Raw genomic sequence first — 22270 nt, forward strand, 5'->3', positions numbered from 1 at the left:
GGGAGGCTCCCAGGGTGCCGGGGTGGGTGGCGCCGTCAGCCGGTCGGCCGGGCGCGGGTTCGGCGCGGGGATCGGTGCTCGCGGGCTCGGGCGGCCGCTCGGCGGGCGCGGCGCCCAACCAGGTCCAGCACTCCGCCACGCCCTCGCCGCTCGAGACCACCCACCACCGCACCGCGCTCACCGGGACACCCCCAGCGCGGCCGGGCGCGCCGTGCCGTCGGGCTGGTCCAGCGCCGCCGCCAGCTCCGCGCGGCCGGTGATGCGCAGCTTGCGGTACACGCTCGTCAAGTGGGTCTCCACCGTCCGGACCGTCACGAACAGCCGCTCCGCGATCACGCGGTTGCTCACCCCGCGCCCGGCGAGCCCGGCCGTCAGGCGCTCGGCGGGGCTCAGCGACGCCAGCGGGGACGCCTGGCCGGGGATGCCCGCGTCGGCCGCCGTCTGCTGGGCCCGGCGCAGCAGCCGCCGGTCGCCGCCCCGCAGGCTCAGCTCCACCGCGCGGCGCAGCCGGGCCCGGGCCGCCGCCGTGTCCCCCACCGACACCAGCGCGCGGCCCAGCTGGAACTCCGCCAGTGCTTCCTCCCGGCGCGCCGGCGAGCCGGCCAGGATCGCCGCGGCCTCCTCCAGCACCCCGATCCGCGACGCGGGCGGCGCGGCGACCCCGGCGGCGAGGCGGGCCATCCCGACCGCGCGCGGGGTGCCCCACCGCTGCGCCGGTTCCCGGCCGTGGGCCGCGAACTCCGCGGCGGCTTCGTGGTGGCCTTCGTCGGCCAGCAGGCACGCCGCCTCGAACCACCACGGCGCGAGCAGCGGGTTGGCGATGCCGACGTCGGCGAGGCTTTCCCCGCACCGCCGGAACTCCGTCAGCGCGGCCTCGTGGTCACCCGCGGCCCAGCGGACCCGGGCGTCGACGAGCTGGAACCAGGGCCGCATCACGGTGTGCTCCCACAGCAGGGAAGTGTCCGACTCGCGCAACAGGCGGTCCGCCTCCGCGGTCTCCCCCAGCTCCGCCAGCACGGTCGCGTACGCGATGCGCGGCACCACCCCGCCGGTACGGCCCTCGGCCCGGCGCCCCAGCGCGTACGCCCGTTCGGCGTCGGCCGAGGCCGCGGTCAGGTCGCCGCACCAGTGCCCGAGCAGCGCGCGGAAGGCCAGGTATTCACTGCGCTGCGCGGGCACGAGCTCGACCACCCTGGTCAGCTCGTCCTGCGCCGCGTCGACCTCGTCGGCCAGCAGCAGGGCCAGCACGGCCGCGCTGACCGCGGAGTCGTCGTCGGTCAGGTCGTAGCCGCGGATCGCGCGCAGCGCCCACTCGGCGGCCTGCGCCGGCCGCTCGCCGTCGAGCGCGGTGACCACCGCGCAGACGGCCAGGTGCCCGGCCTCCACCACGCCGTCGGGCACGCGGTCGTCGTCGGTGTTCAGCCACGTGCCGAGCTTCTGGAGGCTCTCGCGATCTTCGATGCCCACCAGGCACAGCAACGCTTCCAGGTGCAGCCGCAGCTGCGGGTCCGCGTCCTCGCCCAGCCGGGAGAGAGCGCTTTCCAGGACGCCCACGGCGGTGCGGCACCGCCGGGCGACCAGCGCCAGCCGGCCCAGCCGGACGGCGGTGCGCGCCCGGTCCTCGGGGTCGTCCTGCAGCTCCAACGCCCGCTGCAGCAGGTCGAAACCGCTGCCCGGTTCGATCCGGGCGACGGTCTCGGCGAGCTGCACGGCCAGACCGGCGTCCCCGGGCCGGGCGGCCGACGCGGGCCGCAGGAAGCGCAACGCGTCCCAGGGCGCGCCCCGGTCGCACGCGCTGTTCGCCGCGTCCCGCAGCAGGTCGACCATCCACGCGTCCGGAGCGCCGATCTCGAGCACCTGCTCGGCGACGACCTCGGCCGGCTCGGCCGCGTCGCTCAGCAGGGTCGCCGCGGTGCGGCGCCACCGGTCCAGCTCGCTGGGCCGGACGTCCTCGAGCAGCCCGGCGCGCACCGGGTCGTGCCGGAACGCGAGCCCTTCGGCGGTGAGGACGTGCTGCGCCCGCAGCATCTCCACGGCCGCTTCGGCGGTGCGCAGCGGCACTTCGGCCAGGCGCGCAACCAGGAGCAGGTCCTGGCCGTCGAGCACCGCCACCGCGATCGCGACGGACCGGACGTACTCCGGCAGGCACGCGAACAGCGAACGGATGAGCCCGGTGTCGACCGGCACCCCGGCCAGCGGCGCGATGCCGGCCGCGACCTTGTTCAGGTCGTCGAGCATTTCCCGCAGCAGCAACGGGTTCCCGCCGGACTGCTCGACGCAGTGCTGGACGAACAGCTCCCCGGCGCCGGGACCGGCGACCTCGCGCGCCAGCCGGGCGACCGCCTCCGCCGGCAGCGGGCCGAGGTCGAGGACCTCGGTGCTGTAGGAGGATTCCAGGTCCGAGAGCCGGTCGGCGGCCGCCGCGGGGCCGGCGGCGCCGGCGCGGACCAGGACGATCCGCAGCGGCAGGCCGTTCGCGCGGCGGGCCAGCAGGCTCAGCCACCGCAGCGTGGGCTCGTCACACCACTGCACGTCGTCGACGACGAGCACCACGCCCGGCCGGTTTGCGGCCCAGGCGGCGAAATCCGTGTACCACGCTTCGAAAGCGCGGGGTTCGGGGTCGGGCGCCGGGGCGCCCGCGGCGTGCAGCCCGGCGATCAGGTTCCGGCACGCCTGGCCGCCTTCCGCGCCGGCGGTCCGGCAGACGACGACTTCGCCGCAGCGGGCCAGCGCGGCGTCGAGCAGGCTGGTCTTGCCGATGCCGACCGGGCCTCGCACGACGACGACGGCGGGGGTGCGGTGAGGCGCGCCGGGGCCCAGCCGCGCGGCGAGCCAACGCAGTTCCGCGTCGCGCCCGGCCAGCGTCGGCCCGGTCGTCGTGGCCTCCCGATCCACCATCTGCTGCCTCCCCGTCCTCCCGTCGGAGCCGGTGCCGTCACACAGAGCGCACGGTTCCTGACTGCTCTCATCTCATCGCGTGATCGACTTACCGAACAGGGTGACGGGACCCGGCAGGGGTTATCCCTCACTACCCGAAGTCGCCTGCTCATCTGAGCGGTTTGGCGACGGTTCTCGCGAAGAAAGATCTGGACCAATGCGGCCAGCTACCAGTGGATACCGTGATGGAGGCGCGGACAGTGGTGATCGAGTGCTCAGATGAGCGTTTCCGTTCGCACAACGTCGTTGCGTAATCGCCGCGCTGGGCACCGCCCCGGCGGTGTGACGAGCACCGCATCCGGGAGCCGTTCCCGGGCCGGTCACCGGGACGTCAGCCGATCGCAACCGCACGGCTGCCCGCGCTCAGCTCGCCAGCCGGGAGTCCGGCACCCGGGGCGGCCACGTGGTGGAGTCCAGCAGCCCGGAGGCGAAGGCCCGCGAGATCAGCTCGACGCGGTTGCCCGCCTTGAACTTCCGCTGCAGCCGGGCGACGTGGTAGTCGATGCCCTGGCGGCTCAGGTAGAACCGCGACGCCATCTGCACGCTGGACAGGCCGCTGGCGATCCCCTGGAGGATCTTCGCCTCGATGCCGGACACCGAGCGCGAGCTTTCCGCGGTCGCGCTACCCAGCCCGGCCGGCGCGGTTTCGGGCACCACCGTCAGCAGGATCGTGTCGCCGGGCGCCCGCATCCGGCCGGCCACGATCGTGACGCGGTCGACGCCGGCGGGCACCAGACCCGAGACACTGCCGCGAAAGCGCTGCTCACGGCCTTCGGCGACCCGGTTCAGCCGTTCGCGCAGGTACGCCGGCGCGGTGGCGACGAGGTCGGGAAAGGACTCCCCCAGCACCTCCGCCGGGCGGCGGCCCAGCCAGCGGTAGAAGGCGGCGTTCGCGCCGCCGACCCGCAGGCCCGAGCCGAGCACGACCAACGGCATGTCGGCCTCTTCGACGAAGTCGCCGATGATGCCGGGCCGCAGCCCGGGCACCACCCGGCGGCCCGGGTCGGCGCGGTGCGTGGCGAGCGGGGAAATCGTTCGGATGCCGGCCATGGAAAGCCCCCTTCTGCTTGAGGTCTGAGCGTCCAATAAAGCCGTCCGACTCGAAGACGACGCCGCAAGACTACGAACGGCGGATCGGCGCGGTCAACGCATTCCCGGGGCTGGCGAGTGAAGTTCGTGGCCGCCCGTACCCGCTGTGCGGGACCCTCCGCACCGAAGGTTCGGTATCCCCGCTCCCGCAGCTTAATCCCCTGTTCAGCGGCCAGTTCCCAGTCCGGGGCGGGGGTGGCCGTACCGAACGCCCGCCCCCGCAGGCAATTCGACGCTCACAATTCCTTGATAATTCACGGGCCGCCGGGCGCGGGTGTTCGGGCAACCGGACTGCCCGTTCACTCCCTCGCCCCCACCGCTTTCCCCGGCCACGGTACCAGCAAACGTCGGGATACTTAACATTCATTTAAGGTGGATTCGAGACGCCTTCATGTTCGGTCACGCATATCACCATCACCGAATAGTCTCCACAGTGGACGGAAACCGTGAGACACCCGCCCGCGCGCTGTCCCACCCGATGCCGGTCACCGGAGCGCCGCCGGGCCGAACCGGTTCACCCGCCGCCCCGGCCCCGGTACCGTCCGCTCATGACTGCACCGGAAGCGCTGGTCTCCGCCCTCGCCGACCCCGAACGCCTGCGCCTGTTCGCCCGGATCTGCACCGCGCCCGAGGGGCTCCCGGCCGCCGAAGACCGGCAGACGGCGAAGCTCGCGCAGCGCCTGGTCGCGGCCGGGCTGGTCACCCGGTCCGGCGACCGCTACCACGCCGTCCCCGAGGTCTTCCGCGACGCGCTCGTCAAGACCCCGGCCGACCCGCTCGACGCGCTGTTCAGCCGCGGCAGGCTGGTCACGATCCCGCGGCCGGGCAAGCTCCGCCACGCCCTGCTCGCCCACCTCGCCGAGCGGTTCGAGCCGGGCCGGCTCTACACCGAGCGCGACGTCCGCGAGAAGCTCTCGGCCGTCCACGACGACCACGCCGCGCTCCGCCGCTTCCTCGTCGACGAAGGCCTTCTCCAGCGCAGCAACGACGGCAGCGCCTACGGCCGCCCGGCGGAAGCCCGGGCCGCCGGCTGAGTCACGGCGCCACCGCGGGCAGCTCGAACAGGGCGAGCACGGCGGGATCGGCGAACACGACGTTGTGCGCCACCCGCCCGCCGCGGACGGTGAACACCTGGAGCGTGTGCAGGCGGTACACCCCGGTGTCGTCGCGGCAGTACGCCACCAGCGCGGGCTGCCCGTTCGCGGCGGTGCGCGTCAGGCGCCAGTCCGGGCCGCGCATCCCGAACAGGCGCGCCATGAACGCGCCGTACCCGTCGCGGCCGCGGTACCAGAGCGGCACCGGCGGCATCTCCAGCACCGCGTCCTCGGTGAGCAGCTCGACCAGGCCCGTGACGTCGGCGCGCTCGAACGCGCGCACGTAGCGGTCGAGGACCGCTTCCACCGCGGTGTCGTCCGGCTCGGCGACGTCGTCGGCCGACAGCCCGCCGAGGCTCGCGTGGGCGCGCTGCAGGGCGCTGTTGACGGCCGCGGGCGTCGTGTCCAGGAACCCGGCCACCTCCGCCGCGCTGAACGCCAGGACGTCCCGCAGGATCAGCACCGCGCGCTGCTTCGGCGGCAGCGTCTGCATCGCCGCCAGCAACGCCAGCCGCAGGGTGCCCCGGCGGGCGAGCCGGTGCCCGGGGTCGTCGAGACGCGCGTCCGGGAACGGGTGCAGCCACGGGATTTCGAACGACGGCGTGAGCGGCGCGGCCGGGTCCTCGCTGGGCCGGCCGAGCCCCGAGGGCAGCGGCCGCCGCGTCCGCCCCTCCAGCGCGGTCAGGCAGGCGTTGGTGGCGATGCGGTAGAGCCACGTGCGCACGGACGCGCGGGCCGGATCGTAGCCCGCCCACGCCTTCCAGGCGCGGACCAGGGTCTCCTGCACCAGGTCCTCGGCCTCGTGGACCGAGCCGAGCATGCGGTAGCAGTGCACCAGCAGCTCACGCCGGTGCGGCTCGGTGCGCGTGGCGAAGTCCTGCATCGTTCTCCCGTCCGGCCGGCGACCTCGCAGGTATACCGGCGCCGCGGCCGCTTTTCATCGCGGACGGGAGAAACGGGTCACAGGTCGTCGAAGTCTTCCGGGCCCAGGCCGTCGAGCTCGGCGCGGAACCGGGCGACCTCGGCCTCGGTGTCCAGCACGTCGGCGGCCGGGCCTTCGGCCTCCTGTTCGACCTCGAGCTGCACGGACGCGACGTCGAGCACCTCTTCGGCGACGCTGATCGGCGCGCCCTGGCGCAGGCCGAGCGCGACCGCGTCACTCGGGCGGGCCGACACGCGGGTGCCGTCGACGAGCACGAGGTCGGCGTAGAAGATGCCGTCGCGCACCTCGGTCAGCTCCACCGCGGCGACCCCCTGGCCGAACGCCGCGAGCACGTCGCCGAGCAGCTCGATCGTGCCCGGGCGCGGCTGCGCGATCTGCTCCCGCGCCCGCACGAGGGCTTCGGCCTCGCCGTACCCGATCATGATGGCCAGCCAGCGGCGCGCCCCGTCCGGCTCGCGGAGCAGCATCAGCGGCGCCTCACCGGGAACCGGAACGGCCATCCCCACCACTTCGATCAGGATCACGCCCACCACCGCACCCTCCGTGTCGGAGACTCCTCCGCGCGCGAGGTACCCAGAATGACGCCGTTTGCAACGCGGTCGGGTCACCGGCTTTTTCACCGCGGCTCTCCTGCCCTGCGGACAACCCCGGGATCCCTTGCCCGACCTGCGGCCGCGCTGTCACCGTCGTGGGGTGGAACCGACGATTTCGCGCAGCACCGCCGTCCCCGCCGACCCGGGCACGGTGTGGTCGTGGGTCACCGACCTGCCGCGGATGGGCGAGCTGAGCCCGGAGAACGTCGGCGGCCGCTGGCTGGACGACACCGGCCCGGCGCTCGGCGCGCGGTTCCGCGGCCGCAACCGCAACGGCGAGCTGCAGTGGTGGACGCGGGTGCGCGTGGTCGTGTTCGAACCGGGCCGCCGGTTCGCCTTCGACGTGCGGACGCCGTTCGGCTCGCGGGTCTCGCGGTGGGAGTACGTGCTGGCACCGAGCGCGGACGGCTGCCTGGTCACCGAGAACTGGTACCGGATCGGCAGCTGGATCGTGCGGAAGTTCATGGGCCCGCGGGTCACCGGGCGCGCCGACCGGCCCGGCTACAACGTCCGCTCGATCGAGCACACGCTCGCCGCGCTGAAGGCCCGGGCCGAGGAGTACGCCGCCACTGCGTGAGATAGGTCGCTCCGGTCAGGTCAGTCTCTTGTTGAGACTCACTGTCTCCAGCTAGGTTGCTTTTTCAAACCTAGGAGCGTCATGACCGACTCCCCGCCGAAGCCCGGCCTCGTGCTGCTGGTCGTCTCGACGGCCGCCTTCCTGGCCAGTCTCGACACGTTCATCGTCACCATCGCCTTCCCCGGCATCCGCGCCGCGTTCCCCGGCGACGACCTCGCGACGCTGTCGTGGGTGCTCAACGGCTACACCGTGCTGTTCGCCGCGTGCCTCGCCCCGGCGGGCCGGCTGGCCGACCGGTACGGCCGGAAACGGCTGTTCCTGATCGGGGTCGCGGTGTTCACCCTCGCCTCCGCCGCGTGCGCGGCCGCGCCGTCGATCCCCGTGCTGATCGCCTTCCGCGCGGTGCAGGCGATCGGGGCCGCGCTGGTCATGCCGACGTCACTGGCGCTGCTGCTGACGGCGTTCCCGCCGCACCGGCGGCCGCTGGCGGTCGGGGTCTGGGCGTCGGTGGGCGCGGCGGCCGCGGCGCTCGGCCCGCCGGTCGGCGGCCTGCTCGTCGAGGCGTCCTGGCGCTGGGTGTTCCTGGTGAACCTGCCGATCTGCGCGGTGACGCTGCTGGCGGGGCCGCGGGTGCTGCGCGAGTCGCGGGACACCGCCACCGGCGTCCCGGACCTGCTCGGCGCGGCCGGGCTGCTCGTCGGCGTCGCCGCGCTCGCGTACGCGCTGGTCGAGGCGTCCGACCACGGCTGGGGCGGCCAGCCGGTGCTGCTGGCGTTCGCGGTCGCGGCCGTCGCGCTGGTGTGGGTGCCGCTGCGCTCGGCGCGCCACGCGGTGCCGGTGCTGGACCTGCCGGCGCTGCGCGTCCCGACGTTGTGGCTGGCGTGCGTGACGACGGGTGTGTTCGCGGCCGGGTTCGCCGCGATGCTGTTCGGCAACGTCCTGTTTCTGACCTCGATCTGGCACGACTCGATCCTCGTGGCCGGGCTGTCCCTGGCGCCCGGGCCGCTGATGGTGGTGCCGGTGTCGATCGCCGGCGGCCGGTTCGCGCACCGCGTCGGGCCCGGCCCGCTCGTCGCCCTCGGCGGGCTGTCGTTCGGCGCCGGGGTGCTGATCTGGTTGCTGCGCATGGGTTCGACGCGTGACTACCTGGGCGCGATGCTGCCGGGCCAGCTGCTGACCGGCATCGGGGTCGGGCTGATCCTGCCGAGCCTCTCGGGGGTCGTCGGCACGGTCCTCCCGGCGGCCCGCTGGGGCGCGGGCTCGTCGATGGTCACCACGATGCGGCAGGTCGGCACGGTGCTCGGCACGGCGGTGCTGGTCGCGGTCTTCGCCGGGACGCCGGATCTGGCGGACTTCCGCCGCGGCTGGCTGCTGGTGCTGGCCACCGCGGTGGTCACCGGCGCCGGCGGCCTGGCGATCGCCGCGCGCCGGCGCACCGACCACCACGTCGAGCCCCTGCCGCAGTTGTCGTGAGTGTTTTTTAGGGTTCTAACCCTAAAAAACACTCACGAGACCCAGGCGCGGTCGAGAGCCGCGAGGCCGTCGTTGATGCGGTCCAGGGGGATCGAGCCGTACCCCAGGACCAGCCCGTGTCCCGGAAACCCGCCGCACAGGTCGGAAAGCGTCTGGACCGCCGCCCCGGCCGCCGCCGCGCGGGCCGCGACCGGCTCCAGGTCCGCCTCGCCGAGCGCGCACAGGTGCAGCCCCGCCGCCGACGGCACGAGCCGCAGGCGACCGGCGAACACCCGGTCCAGCGTCTCGGTGATCCGCTCGTGGCGCTCGGCGTACACCTTCGTCGCACGGCGGATGTGGCGGGCGAACAGGCCCTCGTCGACGAACCGGGCCAGCGCCGCCTGCGCGGGCAGGTCGCCGTGCCAGTCCGCGAGCCGGCGGGCGTGGCGCAGCGCGTCCCGCAGTGACGCCGGGGCGACCAGGAAACCCAGGCGCAGCATGGGAAGCAGCGTCTTCGAGAATGAGCCTACGTAGACCACGCGGCCCCCGCGGTCCAGGCTCTGCAAGGGTTCCAGGGGCCGGTCGGAGAACCGGAACTCGCTGTCGTAGTCGTCCTCGACGACCACCGCGCCGGTGCGCTCGGCCCAGGCGAGCAACGCCGTGCGGCGCGCGAGGGACATCGGGGTGCCGAGCGGGAACTGGTGCGACGGCGTGACGTACACCAGCTTCGTGCGCGGCGGCAGCGCGGCGACGTCGAGGCCTTCGCCGTCCACCGGCACACCCACGACTTCGGCGCCGTGGGACGTGAAAAGCAGTTTCGCCAGCCGGTAACCGGGCTCTTCGACCGCGACCCGGTCGCCGGGTTCGAGCAGCACCCGGCACAGCAGGTCGAGCGCCTGCTGCGCGCCTTGGGTGACGAGCACGTCGTCGGCGTCCGCGCGCACCGAACGCGAGACGCCGACGTGCCGGGCGATCGCCGTGCGCAGACCGGGATGCCCGCCCGGGTCGGCGTAGTGCGCGAACCCGGCGGCGTCCCGCAGCTCCCGCGCCAGCAGCCGCCGCCACGTTTCGACGGGAAACAGCGCCGCGTCGGGGATGCCGACGCGGAAGTCGTACACCGGCGCCTGCGGGACGGCCGCGACCGCCGATGGCAAGGACCGCCAGACCGCCTTCGGCTGCGGCCCCCGCACCGAGAGCGCCTTGCGCGGCCGGGGTGTCGGCAGCGAAGCGCTGACGTAGGTCCCGGCGCCGACGCGGCCGGTGAGGAAGCCGTCCGCGGTGAGGCGGTCGTAGGCGACCGCGACGGTGTTGCGCGAGACGGCCAGACGCCGCGCCAGCTCCCGGGTCGGCGGCAGCCGCTCCCCCGCGCGCAGCCTGCCGTCCAGGACGGCGTCACGCAGCTGCCGGTAGATCCGGGCGCTGAGATCACCCCGGCCGGCCAGGCTGACGTGGAAGTCCATCCGGCGAGGCTACATTGGCCCAGTCGACGAAGCCATAATTGGATCTGGGATCGGGCCAAGTTCCGCTCTAACGTCCTCCGCATGACGGTGACCTTGGAACGCCCCGCCCCGCCGGACCGGCACCGGCGCCCCGGCCGGCTGCTCGCCGCCGCCCAGCTGACCGGCTCGCTCGGCGACGGTGCGTTCCTGACGTGCTCGGTGCTGTTCTTCACGCGCATCGCCGGGCTGACTCCCGCACAGGTCGGGCTCGGCCTCACGCTCGGCTGGGCGGTCGGCTCGGTCGCGGGGGTGCCGCTCGGCCACCTCGCCGACCGCCACGGCGCGCGCGGCTCGGCCGTGCTGCTGTCGCTGGCGACGGCGGTGTCGATCCTGGCGTTCCTCGTCGTCCGCTCGCCGCTGTTGTTCGTCCTCGCCGCGTGCCTCTACGGCAGCTGCCAGACCGGGCTGGCCGCCGTGCGGCAGGCGCTGCTGGCCGCGCTCGCCGACCCGGAACGGCGGACGCGCGTCCGGGCGCACCTGCAGTCGGCGGGCAACGCCGGGCTCGCCGTCGGCGCCGGCCTGGGCGGGCTCGCGCTTTCGGCCGACACGGCTTCGGCGTACCTGACGGTGTTCGTGCTCGACGCGGCGAGTTTCGTCTTCACGGCGGCGCTCATGCTCGCGCTGCCGGCCGTGAAGACGTCGGTCCCGCGCTCCGGCGAGCCCAAGCTGGCCGTGCTGCGCGACCGGCCGTACGCGCTGGTGACGCTGCTGAACGCGATCCTGCTGCTGCGCATGCCGCTGCTGAGCGTCGCGATCCCGCTGTGGATCGTCGAACGGACGGCCGCGCCGGGCTGGGCGGTGTCCGCGCTGTTCGTGCTGAACACGGTCGTGGTGGTGCTGCTGCAGGTCCGCGTGGCCGGGCGGCTGGCGAGCATCGGCGCCGCGGCCCGGATGGTGCGCCGGTCCGGCCTGCTGCTGTTCGCCTCCTGCGTGGCGTTCGCGCTGTCGGCGTCCGGCACCTCGCCGTGGGTCGCGTTCGCGGTGCTCGTGGCCGGCGCGCTGGTGCAGGTGTTCGGCGAGATGCTGCAGTCGGCGGGCTCGTGGGAGATCGGCTTCGCCCTCGCCCCGGCCGACCGCCAGGGCCAGTACCAGGGGTTCTTCGGCACCGGGACGTCGGTGGCGCGCGCGATCGGCCCGGTGCTGCTGAGCACCGTCGTCATCGGCTGGGGCCTGCCCGGCTGGCTGCTCATGGGCGGGGTCTTCCTCGCCGCCGGCTGGGCGATGGGGCCGGCGGTGCGGTGGGCTACGACTTCAGCTGCCGCGCGTTGAGCCCGTACTGCGCCATCTTCCGGTAGAGCGTCGCGCGGCCCATGCCGAGCCGGGTCGCCGCGTGGACCACCGTCGCGCCCGGCTCGGACAGGCACCGCACGATCTCGTCGCGTTCCAGGGCCTGCAGGCGGCTCAGCCGGTGCCCGACGCCGGTGAACACCTCGGCCGGCAGGTGCTGGGTGTCGATGACGTCCGATCGCGCGGCGGCCTCACGCATCACGCGGCGAAGCTGCTTCGCGTTCTCCGGCCAGTCGTAAGCCGTCAGCGCGCGCGACGCCGCGGACGTGAACGCGACGTCGCGGCCGCGGTCCCGGCGGGCGAAGTGGTGGGCCAGCGGGAGGACGTCGTCGGGGCGGAACCGCAGCGCCGGCACCTCGACGACCCGGTCGACCAGCGGGCTCAGCGCCGCGCACAGCGAGCCGTCCTCCGCGGTGAGCACGAACGGGACCGGCCCACCCGGGTGCCGCGCCTCGGTGAACAGCCGCGCCAGCTCCCACGCCGCCCACGCGGGCAGCGTGTCCACCCCCGACACGATCACGCAAGTGTCGTCCTTGGCCAGTTCGGGCGTCCAGAGCGTCAGCCAGGTGTCGGCGTCGTCGGGCGCGGGCGGGCGGGCGTTGAGGACCCGGTCGCGGGGCCGCAGCGCCCGGTGCGCGAGAGAGGCCAGCGCCGTTTTGCCCGCGCCCGGTTCGCCGACGACGGCCACCACCCGGCCGGCCGCCAGCGCCGCCTGCGTCTCGGCGACCGCGGTGGTCCACGCCGACGAGAGCCGCGGCACGTCACCGGGGTCGACCCGGTCGGCGTAGACGCGGAAGACCTCACCCCGCGGGGTCGGCCGGGCGGTCCGGCCGGACGCCCGGGCCAGCATCAGCGCCGCGGTGTTCCCGGCCGCGGCCTGGGCCAGCGCGAGCAGCAGCTCCGACGACTGCTCCGACCACGTCGTCAGGTTGACGCTCCCGGCGAGCACGCCGGTCAGCGGGTCCAGTACCGGCACCGCCGCGCAGGTGTAGCCCCGCAGGTCGGTGCAGTAGTGCTCGCCGGCCCGCACGATCGACGGCACGCGGTCCGCGAGCGCGAGGCCGAGGCCGTTGGTGCCCGCGTTGCTCTCGGCGAAGTAGAACCCGGGCGCCAGGTGCACCTTGTCGAGCGAGCGGCTGATGGAGGCGTCCGTGCACAGCCGGCTCAGCACCAGGCCTTCGCTGTCGGTGATCATCAGGCTGATCGGCTCGTTGGCCAGTGTCGCCTGCAGGCCGCGCAGCACCTCGGTGCCGCATTCGTAGAGCAGCGAACCGGTGTCGACCGCGCCCGAGAACACCGGCAGGACCTCGTCCTCGGGCACGCCGTACCGCTCGCTGCGCTGCCACGACGCCCGCAGCCTGGGCGCGATCGCGGCGCGCGCGTCGAACGACCGCGTGACGTGCACCTGCGGGTTCTCCACCTCGGCCTCCCGGGACGCGGCTCTGCGTCGGACTCCCCCAGGCTACGTCGGCCGATCGGGTGGCGGCAGCGCGCGCTGTCTCATATCGAGACACCGGACGGGTCCCTGACCAGCGCCGACGTCCCTACCGTCGCCTCCAACGTGCCAACCGCGGAGGAACCCCATGTACAGCAAGGACGGCGAGACGTACTTCATCGTGGACGCCCACGTGGCGCTCTGGGACGCCCGCCCGGAGAACCAGCGGAACATCCACGGCAAGCAGTTCATCGACTGCTTCTACGACTACCACCGCAACCTCAGCCCGGAGTCCGAGGTCTGGCCGTACGAGGACTACCTCTACCAGGGCGGCGAACGGCTGGTGAAGGACCTGTTCGAAGACGGGTACGTCGACCACGCGATCTTCCAGCCCGCGCACCTCGGCGCGTTCTACCACAACGGCTTCGGCCAGACCGAAGAAGCTTTCGCACTGACGCAGCGGCATCCGGGCAAACTGACCTACAACCACAACTTCGACCCGCGGCTCGAACAGGCCGGGCTGGACCAGCTCAGGCGCGACGCCGAGCGCTTCGGCCTCAAGGGCGTCAAGCTCTACACCGCCGAGTGGCAGGGTGACTCCCGCGGTTACAAGCTCGACGACAAGTGGACGTACAAGTACCTGGAAGCCTGCCAGGAGCTGGGGATCCGGAACATCCACGTCCACAAGGGACCGACGATCCGGCCGCTGGACCGCGACGCCTTCGACGTCGCCGACGTCGACCACGTGGCCACCGACTTCACCGAGCTGAACTTCGTCGTGGAGCACTGCGGGCTGCCGCGGCTGGAGGACTTCTGCTGGATCGCGACGCAGGAGCCGAACGTCCACGCGGGACTCGCTGTCGCGATGCCGTTCATCCACACCCGGCCGAAGTACTTCGCGCAGATCATCGGCGAACTGCTGTACTGGCTCGACGAGGACCGCATCCAGTTCTCCAGCGACTACGCGATCTGGACGCCGAAGTGGCTGGTCGAACGGTTCGTCGACTTCCGGATCCCCGAGGACCTGCCGGAGTACGCGCCGCTGACCGTGAACCAGAAGAAGAAGATCCTCGGGCTCAACGCGGCGAAGATGTACGACATCCCGGTGCCCGCCGAGCTGCAGCTCGCGCCGGTCGAGACCCAGGCCGTGTCGGTGGCGTGAGATGGACGCCCACACCGCGCTGGACGCGGTTCTCGACCCGGAGCTCGACGAGCCCATCACCGATCTCGGGTTCGTCCGTTCGGTGGAAGTCGACGACGACCGGGTGACCGTCCACTTGCGACTGCCGACGTCGTTCTGCGCGCCGAACTTCGCCTATCTCATGGCATCCGACGCGAAGGACGTGCTGACGGCGTTGCCGTGGACCGGCGAAGTCGTGGTGCTGCTCGACGACCACCACGACTCGGACCTGATCAACCGCGGCCTCGCCGCCGACGCCGGGTACCGCGGGACGTTCGGCCACGAAGCCGAGGAGGACCTCGAGGAGCTGCGGCAGACGTTCCGGCGCAAGGCACACCAGGCGGCGATGGAACGCGCGCTGACCGTCCTGATGCGCGCCCGGGAGGACGTCGACCTGCACGAGGTGACGCTCGCGGACCTGGAGGCCGGTCCGGCGACGGACGCGCTGCTGCGGCGTCGCGAAGCACTCGGGCTCTCGCCCGGCCCGGCGGCGCTCGTGCTGGTCGACGAGCACGGAACTCCGTTCCCCCGCGAGGAAATCCCGCTGCGGCTGCGGTTCGCGCGGTCGGTCCGGATCTCCATCGAGGGCAACGCGCACTTCTGCCGCGGCCTGCTCCGCACCCGTTACCCCGAATCCACAGTGGAGGCTTCATGAAGGCGGTCCAGGTTGTCGGTTACCACGAGCCGCTGCGGCTGACCGAGGTGCCCGCGCCCGAGGTCAGCGGCCCGTACGACGTCGTCGTGCGGATCGGCGGCGCCGGCGTCTGCCGGACCGACCTGCACATCCTGGAAGGGCAGTGGGCGGAGAAGTCCGGCGTCACGCTGCCCTACACGATCGGGCACGAGAACGCAGGCTGGGTGCACGCGGTCGGCGCCGCGGTGACCAACGTCGCGGAGGGCGACAAGGTGATCGTGCACCCGCTCATCACGTGCGGGCTGTGCCGGGCGTGCCGCTTCGGCGACGACGTCCACTGTGCACAGTCGCAGTTCCCCGGCATCGACACGGCGGGCGGCTACGCGGAGTACCTCAAGACGTCGGCGCGCAGTGTGGTGAAGATCGACGACGCACTGGAGCCGGCGGACGTCGCGGCGCTGGCCGACGCCGGGCTGACGGCGTACCACGCGGCGGCCAAGGCGGCGCGGCGCCTGCGTCCGGGCGACCGGTGCGTCGTCATCGGCGCGGGCGGGCTCGGGCACATCGGCGTCCAGGTGCTCAAGGCGATCTCGGCGGCCGAACTGGTCGTAGTCGATCGCAACCCGGACGCGGTGAAGCTGGCGCTGGCGATCGGCGCGGACCACGGCGTGGTGGCGAGCGGCGCTCAGGTGAGCGAGGTGCTCGACCTGACCGGCGGCCACGGCGCGGAAGCGGTGCTCGACTTCGTCGGCGAGGGCGGGGCGACGGCCGAGGGGATCGCGATGCTGCGGCGGGCCGGCGACTACCACGTCGTCGGGTACGGCGAAAACATCGACGTCCCGACGATCGACGTGATTTCGAGCGAGATCAACCTGATCGGAAACCTGGTGGGCTCGTACAACGACCTGTGCGAGCTGATGGTCCTGGCGGCGCAGGGCCGGGTGAAGCTGCACACGGCCCGCTACCCCCTGGAGAACTTCCAGGAGGCCCTCGACGACCTCGACGCCGGCCGCATCCGCGGCCGGGCGATCCTGGTCCCCTGACCCAGCCCGTCACCCGAAGGAGACCCCCGGAGCGGGAACTCCGGATCACTTTCTCAGTGAAAGTGACGTCCCAAGCCAGCCTCGGGATCACTTTCTCAGTGAAAGTGACGGTCACTGGCTGGGCTGGGCCGCCGGGGCCTGGTGCAGCGAGAGGTCCGGGCCGGCGGCGGAGTCCTGGGCCCAGGCGCCGGACTCCGCCGTCCACGTCTGACCGGCGAAGCTCACCTTGTCCAGGCCCAAGGCCTCCGCGCGGCCCACCAGCCAGCTCGCGTACGTCCACCCCTGCGCCGCCGGGTGGGCGCCGCTCAGCTTGACCGTGCCCAGCTCGGCCGTCGCCGCCGCGGCGACGTCGCCCGGGGCGGCCAAGGTCAGGTTGCGGCAGGTCAGCGCGGCCGGGAACTGGCCGTTGAACGCCGCCGCCATCGCGCGGGCCTGCGGCTCCCACTGCGCGTACGCGTCCGGGGCGCCCGAGCGCTGGATCGCCTGGGCCGCCTCGGTGATCGGCATCGTCTCCCAGCCGGGCAGCTTGTCCAGCTTCTCGTAGAACGCCGTCGCCGCGTAGACCGGGTCCTGCAGCTGCGCGACCGTGCCCCAGCCCTGGCTGGGCCGCTGCTGGAACAACCCGACCGAGTCCCGGTCACCACCGGCGAGGTTCCGCAGCTTCGACTCCTGCAGCGCCGTGGCCAGCGCGACCGTGGCCGCGTGCGGGACCAGCCCCAGCTTCGTCCCGACGGCCGAGATCGTCGCGGCGTTGTTCATCTGCTCCGGGCTGAACGTGTACGAGGCCGTGTTCTCCCCCGGCAGCGCCACGGTGCAGCCCGGCGTCCGGTCCGGGCCGCGGCTCAGCACCACCGCCACGACCACGCCCGCCGTCAGCACGATGACCGCTCCCAGGAAGATGGCCACCTTCAGGCCACATCCACGCACACTGCCTCCCCGTCACCCGTTCGCACCAGTCTGCCCAAAGACAGGACGCGGTGCAGCGGGCGAGGTTCAGCGGTCGGCGCCGAGGAAGATCGGGTTGGACATCGCGACCATGGCGTTCGGCTGGGTGGTGTTCGGGCCACCGGACGGGCGGCGGACCTCCACGCGCACCCACCGCGAGTACCGCGGGTAGGTGGTCCACATCACCGTCGCCGTGCCCGTGTCGCCGACCGTCTCGGTGTGCTCCGGGCCGAGCTGGTCGAGGAACGTCACCGTGGTGCCCGGAACCCCGCCGACCACCGCGCGCACTGTCACCGGGGTGCCGGTGCCCGCCGGGAGCCGCTCGCCGATGCCCGCCGTGCGCCCGCCGGCGGACACCGTGAAGTCCAGCTGGACCGCCGAGGACTCCGCCAGCCACGACCGCCCGGCCTTCAGCCCGGCCAGCAGCTCCTTGCGGCGCAGGCGGTCGGCGTAGACGACGGTGTGCGGCAGCGCGACCCGCTGGTCCGGGTTGTGCGCGTCGGAGTCGCCGATCGCCGGGATGAACCGGCCGCCGCGCAGGAGGCCGTCCCAGTGGATGACGCTCGCCTCGTCGTCCTGGGTCCACGGACCGTTCCACACCTCGACCAGGTCGGCGATCTCGTACGCGAACTCGTAGGTGCAGCCGAAGCAGTTGGCGAACGGGTGCGCCGCGGTGACCAGGCCGCCCGCGCGGTGCACCTGGTCGGTGAAGCGGCGGAAGTCCGCCGCGTCGGCCGCTCGGTAGCGCCAGTCGATCCAGGTGCCTGCGGGCAGGCCGATCGCGGGCCAGTGCCCGGACCGGGTCGTGACCTCTTCGCCGTTGAGGATCAGCAGGTCGTCGGTGGCGTAGTTCCCCCAGACCAGCTGGGAGCTCGACGTGTTGTGGTCGGTGGAGACCAGGAAGTCCAGCCCGGCCGCGCGGGCGTCGGCGACGAGCTGGTCGGGTGTGCGGCGGCCGTCGGAGTGGACGGTGTGCAGGTGGCCGTCACCGCGGTACCAGCCGCGGCCGCGCTCGCGGGCCGGCGCGCTCTCCGGCGCCGGGTTCGGCTTGAACGGCGCGGCGTCCGGCCCGAACGTCAGCGTGATGTCCACTTTGTAGGTCAGGCCCTGCGGCGCGACGGTGTACGGGCCGAGGATGACGTGCCACCGCCCGGGCCGGATCGGACCGGCGAGGTAGCCGGGAGTCGCCTCGGACGCGCTGATCGAGAACCGGTCGCGGAAGCCGCCGGACCAGCCGCGGAAGCCGCGGGCGTTGCCCAGTTCGTGGCCTTCCGGGCCGAACATCCCGATGTCGCAGGCGTTCCCGCGGGTGCCGGCGGGCACCTGGGGCCGGTCGTAGGAGTAGACGACGTCGATCTGCTTGACCCCGCGCGGGACGTCGACGGGCAGGTAGTACCAGTCCGGGACGTCCGGCTTCAGCGTGCCGGTGACGGTCCGGGTCTGGCTGCCGGTGCCGCCCGGCTGGTCGGCGAACGCCACCCCGGGCAGCATCCCCATCGCCGCGCCGGCCGCCGCGACCCCGCTCGCGCGCAGCAGCGCGCGCCGGCTCAAGTCCCCAGAACTCATGCGTACCTCCGCATCGAAAGACGCCCCGGACGCTAGGGGAGCAACGCGAACGCCGACAAGAACCGGTGGTGAACATTCACCGTCCGGCGCGCTTGGCCAGGATCTTCGCGAGGGCGACGACCGTGACGGCGGCGGCCAGCCCGAGCCGCGTGACGTCGAGGGCGGGCACCCACACGACGGTGCCGTCCCGCACGACGAACGCCCCGGCGGGCCGGGCGAGCACCCCGAACCCGGCGCCCTCCCGCAGCGGCGCCGCGCCGGTGTCCCCGCCGCCGCCCCCGCCCCCGCCGAACACCGCGGCGGCCGGGATCACGACGGCCCCGTCGCGCTCCACGGGTTCGCCGTAGACCAGTTTTGCGGTGAACAGGTCCCGCGCGTTCGACGCCAGCTGCCCGAGTTTCATGCCGCCATCATGGCGGCAAATCCGGTTGCGGCGCCGCGGAACGTCCGCGATCCTGCGGTGTTCCGCGCCGGCGGGACGTTCGGAGCGGACAATGACCCCGTCACTGCGCGGCCTGGCCGCCAACCCGGCGCTGCCCGCGCCCCTGCTGGACCGCCTGGTCACCACGGCGGACGACGACCTGGGCCCGATCCTCGCCCGGCGTAAAGACCTGACCGCGGCCCAGGTGTGGGTCCTGGCCGGGCGCTGCGGCGCGGGTGTCCTGTACCCGCTGCTGGACCGAGGCCTGCTCACCCCGGCCGACGTGCCTTCCGACGACCCCTGGGCCGGGCTCGCGGTGCTCACGCACCCGGACGCGGACCCGGGGTTGTTCGCCCGCCTCGCCCGCGACCCCGACCCGGTGATCCGCCGCGAGCTGAGCGCCCGGTTCCCGCTCCCCGAGCCGATCGTGGACCTGCTGGCCGCGGATCCGGACCTCGACGTCGTCACCTCGGCGGCGCGGTGCCGGCCGCCGCCCGCCCGCCTGGCCGCCGACGCCCGTCCCGAGGTCCGCCTGGCCCTCGCCGCGAACGAGCAGTCACCCCCCCCCCCCCCCCCCCGGAACTGCTGCTCAGCCTCCTGCGCGAGGCCGATTCTTGTCGGTGATCCCGGGTAGCATGGAAACCGGGGGCGGCGCCCGAGAACCTCCTACACACACTCGCGGGCAACCCGGCCACACCCCCGCACGGACTGCCCGCCGACGGCGACGACCTCACCCGCTGGAAGCCGGCATCCCGCAGCGACCTCACCGCCGAGGTCTACGCGAAGCTCGCCGAGGACGACTTGCCGGGCGCCCGGCAGGACCTCGCGAGCAACCCCGCCGCCGTGGCGTTCCTGCCGCGGCTGCTCACCCGGGACACCAGCCGCGAGATGAAGCGCGCCGCCGCCCTCAACCCCCGGATCCCGCTCTCCCTGCTCACCGAACTCGCGCCCGCGACGAAGATCGGGCTGCTGGTGCCCCGCGTCGCCGCCGCGAACGCGACGGAACTGCGCACGCTCGCCGAATCCCCGGCGGCTCAGGTCCGGCGCCTGGCCGCGGCGAGCCCGGACCTGCCGCCCGACCTCCTCGACCGCTTCACCGAAGACCCGGACGCCGGGGTCGCCCGGCTCGTCGCGCCCAACCCGGATCTGACCCCGGCCCAGCTGCGCGCCCTCGCCCGGCACGGGACGACGGTCTCCGCGCGGATCGCGGCGAACCCGCGGTGCCCGGCGGACCTCGCCCGCGTGCTGCTCGCCGGAGCGCCGGGGAAAGCCCTGCGGGTGCTCGCCGGGCACCCGGGCCTGCGCCCGGAGTCCATTGTGGATCTTCTGGGCCACCCCCGACGACCGGATAGGCCGGGAAAACGGAAAAGGTTCACGGAATCGGTGCAGCGCTGAAAAAATTGCGCTGAAGGTGTGGCAAAAAGATGTATCCGGCGGTTTTCCCGGTTTCGACGACTAGCGTCACAGCGCTCGAGAAAGCCGGATCCGGGGAGGAACCATGGCACTGCTCAAGAACGGCGCGGTCACCGCACCGCCGGGTGCGCCCGCCGCCGCACACCCACTGACCTCGGGAGATCCCTTCGGGGCCACCGGGGTGACCGCCGAGCGCGGCGCGAACCGGTACGGCGTCTGCTCCATCGAGGACTTCCCGGCCGGAATCAACGACCTCACCTACACCCACGACGACGCGGGTGGTTTCTACAATTACGTCAAGCAGTTCACCGCGCCGAACTTCTGGTACCAGGACGGCGGCGTGCTCTCGTGGATCTACGGCGAGCAGTACGACGACTGGCAGGGCACCTACGGCTTCGACGCGTGTGTCGCCGAGTACCACTCCGGCCACGGCACGATGGACGGCAACGGCGTGTTCTGGATGCCGATGGGCGGCACCTGGAGCGGCACCGCCTGGGCGGGCTCGAACGACATGCGCCTCGGCAACGAGGTCGCGCGCTACCTCTTCTTCTCCACCTGCCTCTCGCTGCGCATCAGCGACGGCAACAGCCCGATCCGCACGTGGGACGCGGCGAACCTCGGGCTGCGGATGATCTTCGGTTTCGAGACGACCAGCGTCGACAACCCGAACTACGGCGCGTTCTTCTTCACCAAGTGGAACGCCAACGGCCACAAGTTCAGCAAGGCGTGGCTGGACGCGTCGTGGGACATCGACCACCACCAGGCGCCGTCGGCCGTGGCGTGCGGGGCGACGCAGGCCGAAGCGCAGGACCGGCTCTGGAACGAAGGCACCTTCACCACCGCCGCCGCGGCCAAGAACTGGTGGTGGTGGACCTGGTACGACGCCGCCAAGAGCATCCGGGCGCCCAAGCTGGAGCTGCCGGCGTCGCCGCAGACGGCCCGGTTCGCGCCGCAGCGGATGTCAACGGCGAAGCTGACCGAGCTGGCCGGGCACTACGGCGTCCGGCTCGGCGGCGGCGAGGCCGAAGCCGCGCTCGGCTCGCACGGGGTCGTGCTGGGCGACGGCCAGGGCGGGCCGCGGCTGACCGTCGACCACCGCGGGGTCCGCGAGATCACCTTCGCCGAGGTGGACGGCACCGGCCGGGACGCGCCGAGCGCCGCCGAGGCGGTCCGGATCGCCCAGGACGCCGTCGAGACGTTCGGCCTGGCCGACCGGGTCGACCTGGTCGCGGACAAGGTGCGCCACCAGTACCACGCGGGCGGCACGGCCTCGGAGGTCGCCGACCCGCGGGTGCGGGAGACGCACGTCGTGTTCACGCAGCTGGTCGACGGTCACCCGGTCGTCACGCCCGGCCTCGGCGAGGTCCGGGTCGGCATCGACGGCGCGGGCACGGTGACCACGATCGTCGACGCCACGCGTGAGGTCGAGCGGCTCACCGAGAGCGCGCCCGCGGCCGCCCGCGGCGAGACCCACCGGCCGTCCACTGTGGACGAGGCGCTGGACGTCCCGCTGCAGCGGCTGCTGCGCCGGCTCTCCGCCGGGGGCCGGGTGCCCGCCGAGGTCCGCACGATCGAGGACTCGACGGCCGTCGGGTACTCGCTGCGCGGGGACGACGGCGCCCAGGTGGCCCGCCGGACCGTCGAGGTGGACTGCGGCGAGGGGCTCGCGAAGCGCTACGTCCTGGAGGCGCCGCTGCGCTGACGCGCCGCACGGGCCCGGGCGGGCCGGCACCTCGTCGGGGGGTGCCGCCCCGCCTCTCGTCCGGCGCGGACGGCGTCCGGCACGAATTTTTCGCCCTCCGCGTGTGAACACGGTGTATCCGGGGCATTAACCACGCACACCTGTGTGCCGAGGGCTGAACGCGCCCGAGGGGAGACCGCGATGACCTTCGACTTCGTCAGCCGCTGGCTGGGCCGTAACCACGAACGCCCCGGTGTCACCGTCGACCTCTCCTGCGGCGGGCGCGTCACGCTGCGGGAGGTCGACGGCAGGCCGGTGCTGGTCGTCACCACCGCGCCCGGTGCGGACGGCCGCTGCAGCGTCGCCGCCGTCCCCCTGTCGGAGGCCGAACGCCGCGAGCTCGGCCAGGTCCTCGAGTCCGACGTCCTGCTGGCCTCCTGACACTTCTCCCGACTGGCTGTTTCCCTAGCCGCCGTCACCG

20 protein-coding genes are annotated in these 22270 nt (G+C 73.2%); 11 read left to right on the top strand and 9 right to left on the bottom strand.

Annotation, left to right across the window (positions count from 1 at the left end; genetic code table 11):
- Window positions 1-177: 177 nt before the first annotated feature.
- Both ACZ61C_RS34930 and ACZ61C_RS34935 read right to left on the bottom strand, forming a co-directional pair.
- Window positions 178-2898, bottom strand: coding sequence for an AAA family ATPase (locus ACZ61C_RS34930; protein ID WP_465312158.1), 2721 nt, complete (start codon window positions 2896-2898; stop codon window positions 178-180).
- Between the two features lie 402 nt (window positions 2899-3300).
- Window positions 3301-3987, bottom strand: a complete 687-nt coding sequence (locus ACZ61C_RS34935) for a helix-turn-helix transcriptional regulator (protein ID WP_465312159.1) — start codon at window positions 3985-3987, stop codon at window positions 3301-3303.
- 587 nt (window positions 3988-4574) lie between these two features.
- On the opposite strand from ACZ61C_RS34935, the gene ACZ61C_RS34940 reads away from it, so the two are divergent.
- Complete coding sequence (locus tag ACZ61C_RS34940) at window positions 4575-5060, top strand: DUF2087 domain-containing protein (RefSeq protein ID WP_465312160.1); 486 nt, start codon at window positions 4575-4577, stop codon at window positions 5058-5060.
- Between the two features lies 1 nt (window position 5061).
- Here ACZ61C_RS34940 and ACZ61C_RS34945 read toward each other — a convergent pair whose 3' ends face one another.
- Together ACZ61C_RS34945 and ACZ61C_RS34950 are read right to left on the bottom strand one after the other, a co-directional pair.
- Window positions 5062-6003, bottom strand: a complete 942-nt coding sequence (locus ACZ61C_RS34945; protein ID WP_465312161.1) for a sigma-70 family RNA polymerase sigma factor — start codon at window positions 6001-6003, stop codon at window positions 5062-5064.
- 77 nt (window positions 6004-6080) lie between these two features.
- A complete protein-coding gene (locus ACZ61C_RS34950) occupies window positions 6081-6596 on the bottom strand; it encodes a bifunctional nuclease family protein (protein ID WP_465312162.1) in 516 nt (171 codons plus the stop codon).
- Window positions 6597-6756: 160 nt separating this feature from the next.
- On the opposite strand from ACZ61C_RS34950, the gene ACZ61C_RS34955 reads away from it, so the two are divergent.
- Both ACZ61C_RS34955 and ACZ61C_RS34960 read left to right on the top strand, forming a co-directional pair.
- Window positions 6757-7233, top strand: coding sequence for an SRPBCC family protein (locus ACZ61C_RS34955; RefSeq protein WP_465312163.1), 477 nt, complete (start codon window positions 6757-6759; stop codon window positions 7231-7233).
- A gap of 81 nt (window positions 7234-7314) precedes the next feature.
- The gene (locus ACZ61C_RS34960; RefSeq protein ID WP_465312164.1) at window positions 7315-8706 is read left to right on the top strand and encodes an MFS transporter; all 1392 of its coding nucleotides are present in this window, start codon (window positions 7315-7317) and stop codon (window positions 8704-8706) included.
- A 32-nt stretch (window positions 8707-8738) separates the two neighbouring features.
- On the opposite strand, the gene pdxR is transcribed toward ACZ61C_RS34960, so the two are convergent.
- Window positions 8739-10145, bottom strand: coding sequence for a MocR-like pyridoxine biosynthesis transcription factor PdxR (gene pdxR, locus ACZ61C_RS34965; protein ID WP_465312165.1), 1407 nt, complete (start codon window positions 10143-10145; stop codon window positions 8739-8741).
- A gap of 81 nt (window positions 10146-10226) precedes the next feature.
- On the opposite strand from pdxR, the gene ACZ61C_RS34970 reads away from it, so the two are divergent.
- Complete coding sequence (locus ACZ61C_RS34970; protein ID WP_465312166.1) at window positions 10227-11453, top strand: MFS transporter; 1227 nt, start codon at window positions 10227-10229, stop codon at window positions 11451-11453.
- Here ACZ61C_RS34970 and ACZ61C_RS34975 read toward each other — a convergent pair.
- Window positions 11428-12891, bottom strand: a complete 1464-nt coding sequence (locus ACZ61C_RS34975; RefSeq protein WP_465312167.1) for an AAA-type ATPase lid domain-containing protein — start codon at window positions 12889-12891, stop codon at window positions 11428-11430. The two genes, ACZ61C_RS34970 and ACZ61C_RS34975, sit on opposite strands and share 26 nt — an antisense overlap.
- 163 nt (window positions 12892-13054) lie before the next feature.
- On the opposite strand from ACZ61C_RS34975, the gene ACZ61C_RS34980 reads away from it, so the two are divergent.
- Genes ACZ61C_RS34980 through ACZ61C_RS34990 form a run of 3 tightly spaced genes read left to right on the top strand, consistent with a single transcriptional unit; the run spans window position 13055 to window position 15763 of the window.
- A complete protein-coding gene (locus tag ACZ61C_RS34980; protein WP_465312168.1) occupies window positions 13055-14068 on the top strand; it encodes an amidohydrolase family protein in 1014 nt (337 codons plus the stop codon).
- Window position 14069: 1 nt separating this feature from the next.
- Window positions 14070-14741 carry an iron-sulfur cluster assembly protein gene (locus ACZ61C_RS34985; RefSeq protein WP_465312169.1) on the top strand — a complete coding sequence of 224 codons (672 nt, stop codon included), beginning with the start codon at window positions 14070-14072 and terminating at the stop codon, window positions 14739-14741.
- Entirely contained in the window at window positions 14738-15763 is a 1026-nt protein-coding gene (locus ACZ61C_RS34990; RefSeq protein WP_465312170.1) for an NAD(P)-dependent alcohol dehydrogenase, read from the top strand. The genes ACZ61C_RS34985 and ACZ61C_RS34990 overlap by 4 nt, the downstream gene beginning before the upstream one ends.
- A gap of 111 nt (window positions 15764-15874) precedes the next feature.
- Here the strand turns inward: ACZ61C_RS34990 and ACZ61C_RS34995 are convergent, their stop codons facing one another.
- The 3 genes from ACZ61C_RS34995 to ACZ61C_RS35005 form a co-directional block, all read right to left on the bottom strand.
- On the bottom strand, window positions 15875-16669 hold the full coding sequence (locus ACZ61C_RS34995) for a hypothetical protein (protein ID WP_465312171.1): 795 nt from the start codon (window positions 16667-16669) through the stop codon (window positions 15875-15877).
- Between the two features lie 87 nt (window positions 16670-16756).
- On the bottom strand, window positions 16757-18274 hold the full coding sequence (locus tag ACZ61C_RS35000) for a CehA/McbA family metallohydrolase (protein ID WP_465312172.1): 1518 nt from the start codon (window positions 18272-18274) through the stop codon (window positions 16757-16759).
- Window positions 18275-18350: 76 nt separating this feature from the next.
- Window positions 18351-18677 (bottom strand): hypothetical protein, encoded by a 327-nt coding sequence (locus ACZ61C_RS35005; RefSeq protein WP_465312173.1) that lies wholly within the window; start codon window positions 18675-18677, stop codon window positions 18351-18353.
- Window positions 18678-18768: 91 nt separating this feature from the next.
- Between ACZ61C_RS35005 and ACZ61C_RS35010 the strand changes: the two genes are divergently transcribed.
- The 4 genes from ACZ61C_RS35010 (at window position 18769) to ACZ61C_RS35025 (ending at window position 22230) form a co-directional block, all read left to right on the top strand.
- Window positions 18769-19329, top strand: coding sequence for a hypothetical protein (locus ACZ61C_RS35010; protein WP_465312174.1), 561 nt, complete (start codon window positions 18769-18771; stop codon window positions 19327-19329).
- 167 nt (window positions 19330-19496) lie between these two features.
- A complete protein-coding gene (locus tag ACZ61C_RS35015; protein WP_465312175.1) occupies window positions 19497-20090 on the top strand; it encodes a hypothetical protein in 594 nt (197 codons plus the stop codon).
- 103 nt (window positions 20091-20193) lie between these two features.
- Window positions 20194-21810 carry a DUF6345 domain-containing protein gene (locus ACZ61C_RS35020; protein WP_465312176.1) on the top strand — a complete coding sequence of 539 codons (1617 nt, stop codon included), beginning with the start codon at window positions 20194-20196 and terminating at the stop codon, window positions 21808-21810.
- A gap of 180 nt (window positions 21811-21990) precedes the next feature.
- Window positions 21991-22230 carry a hypothetical protein gene (locus ACZ61C_RS35025; RefSeq protein ID WP_465312177.1) on the top strand — a complete coding sequence of 80 codons (240 nt, stop codon included), beginning with the start codon at window positions 21991-21993 and terminating at the stop codon, window positions 22228-22230.
- The last annotated feature ends 40 nt before the right edge of the window (window positions 22231-22270 follow it).

This window comes from Amycolatopsis sp. NPDC104587 (assembly GCF_055583645.1).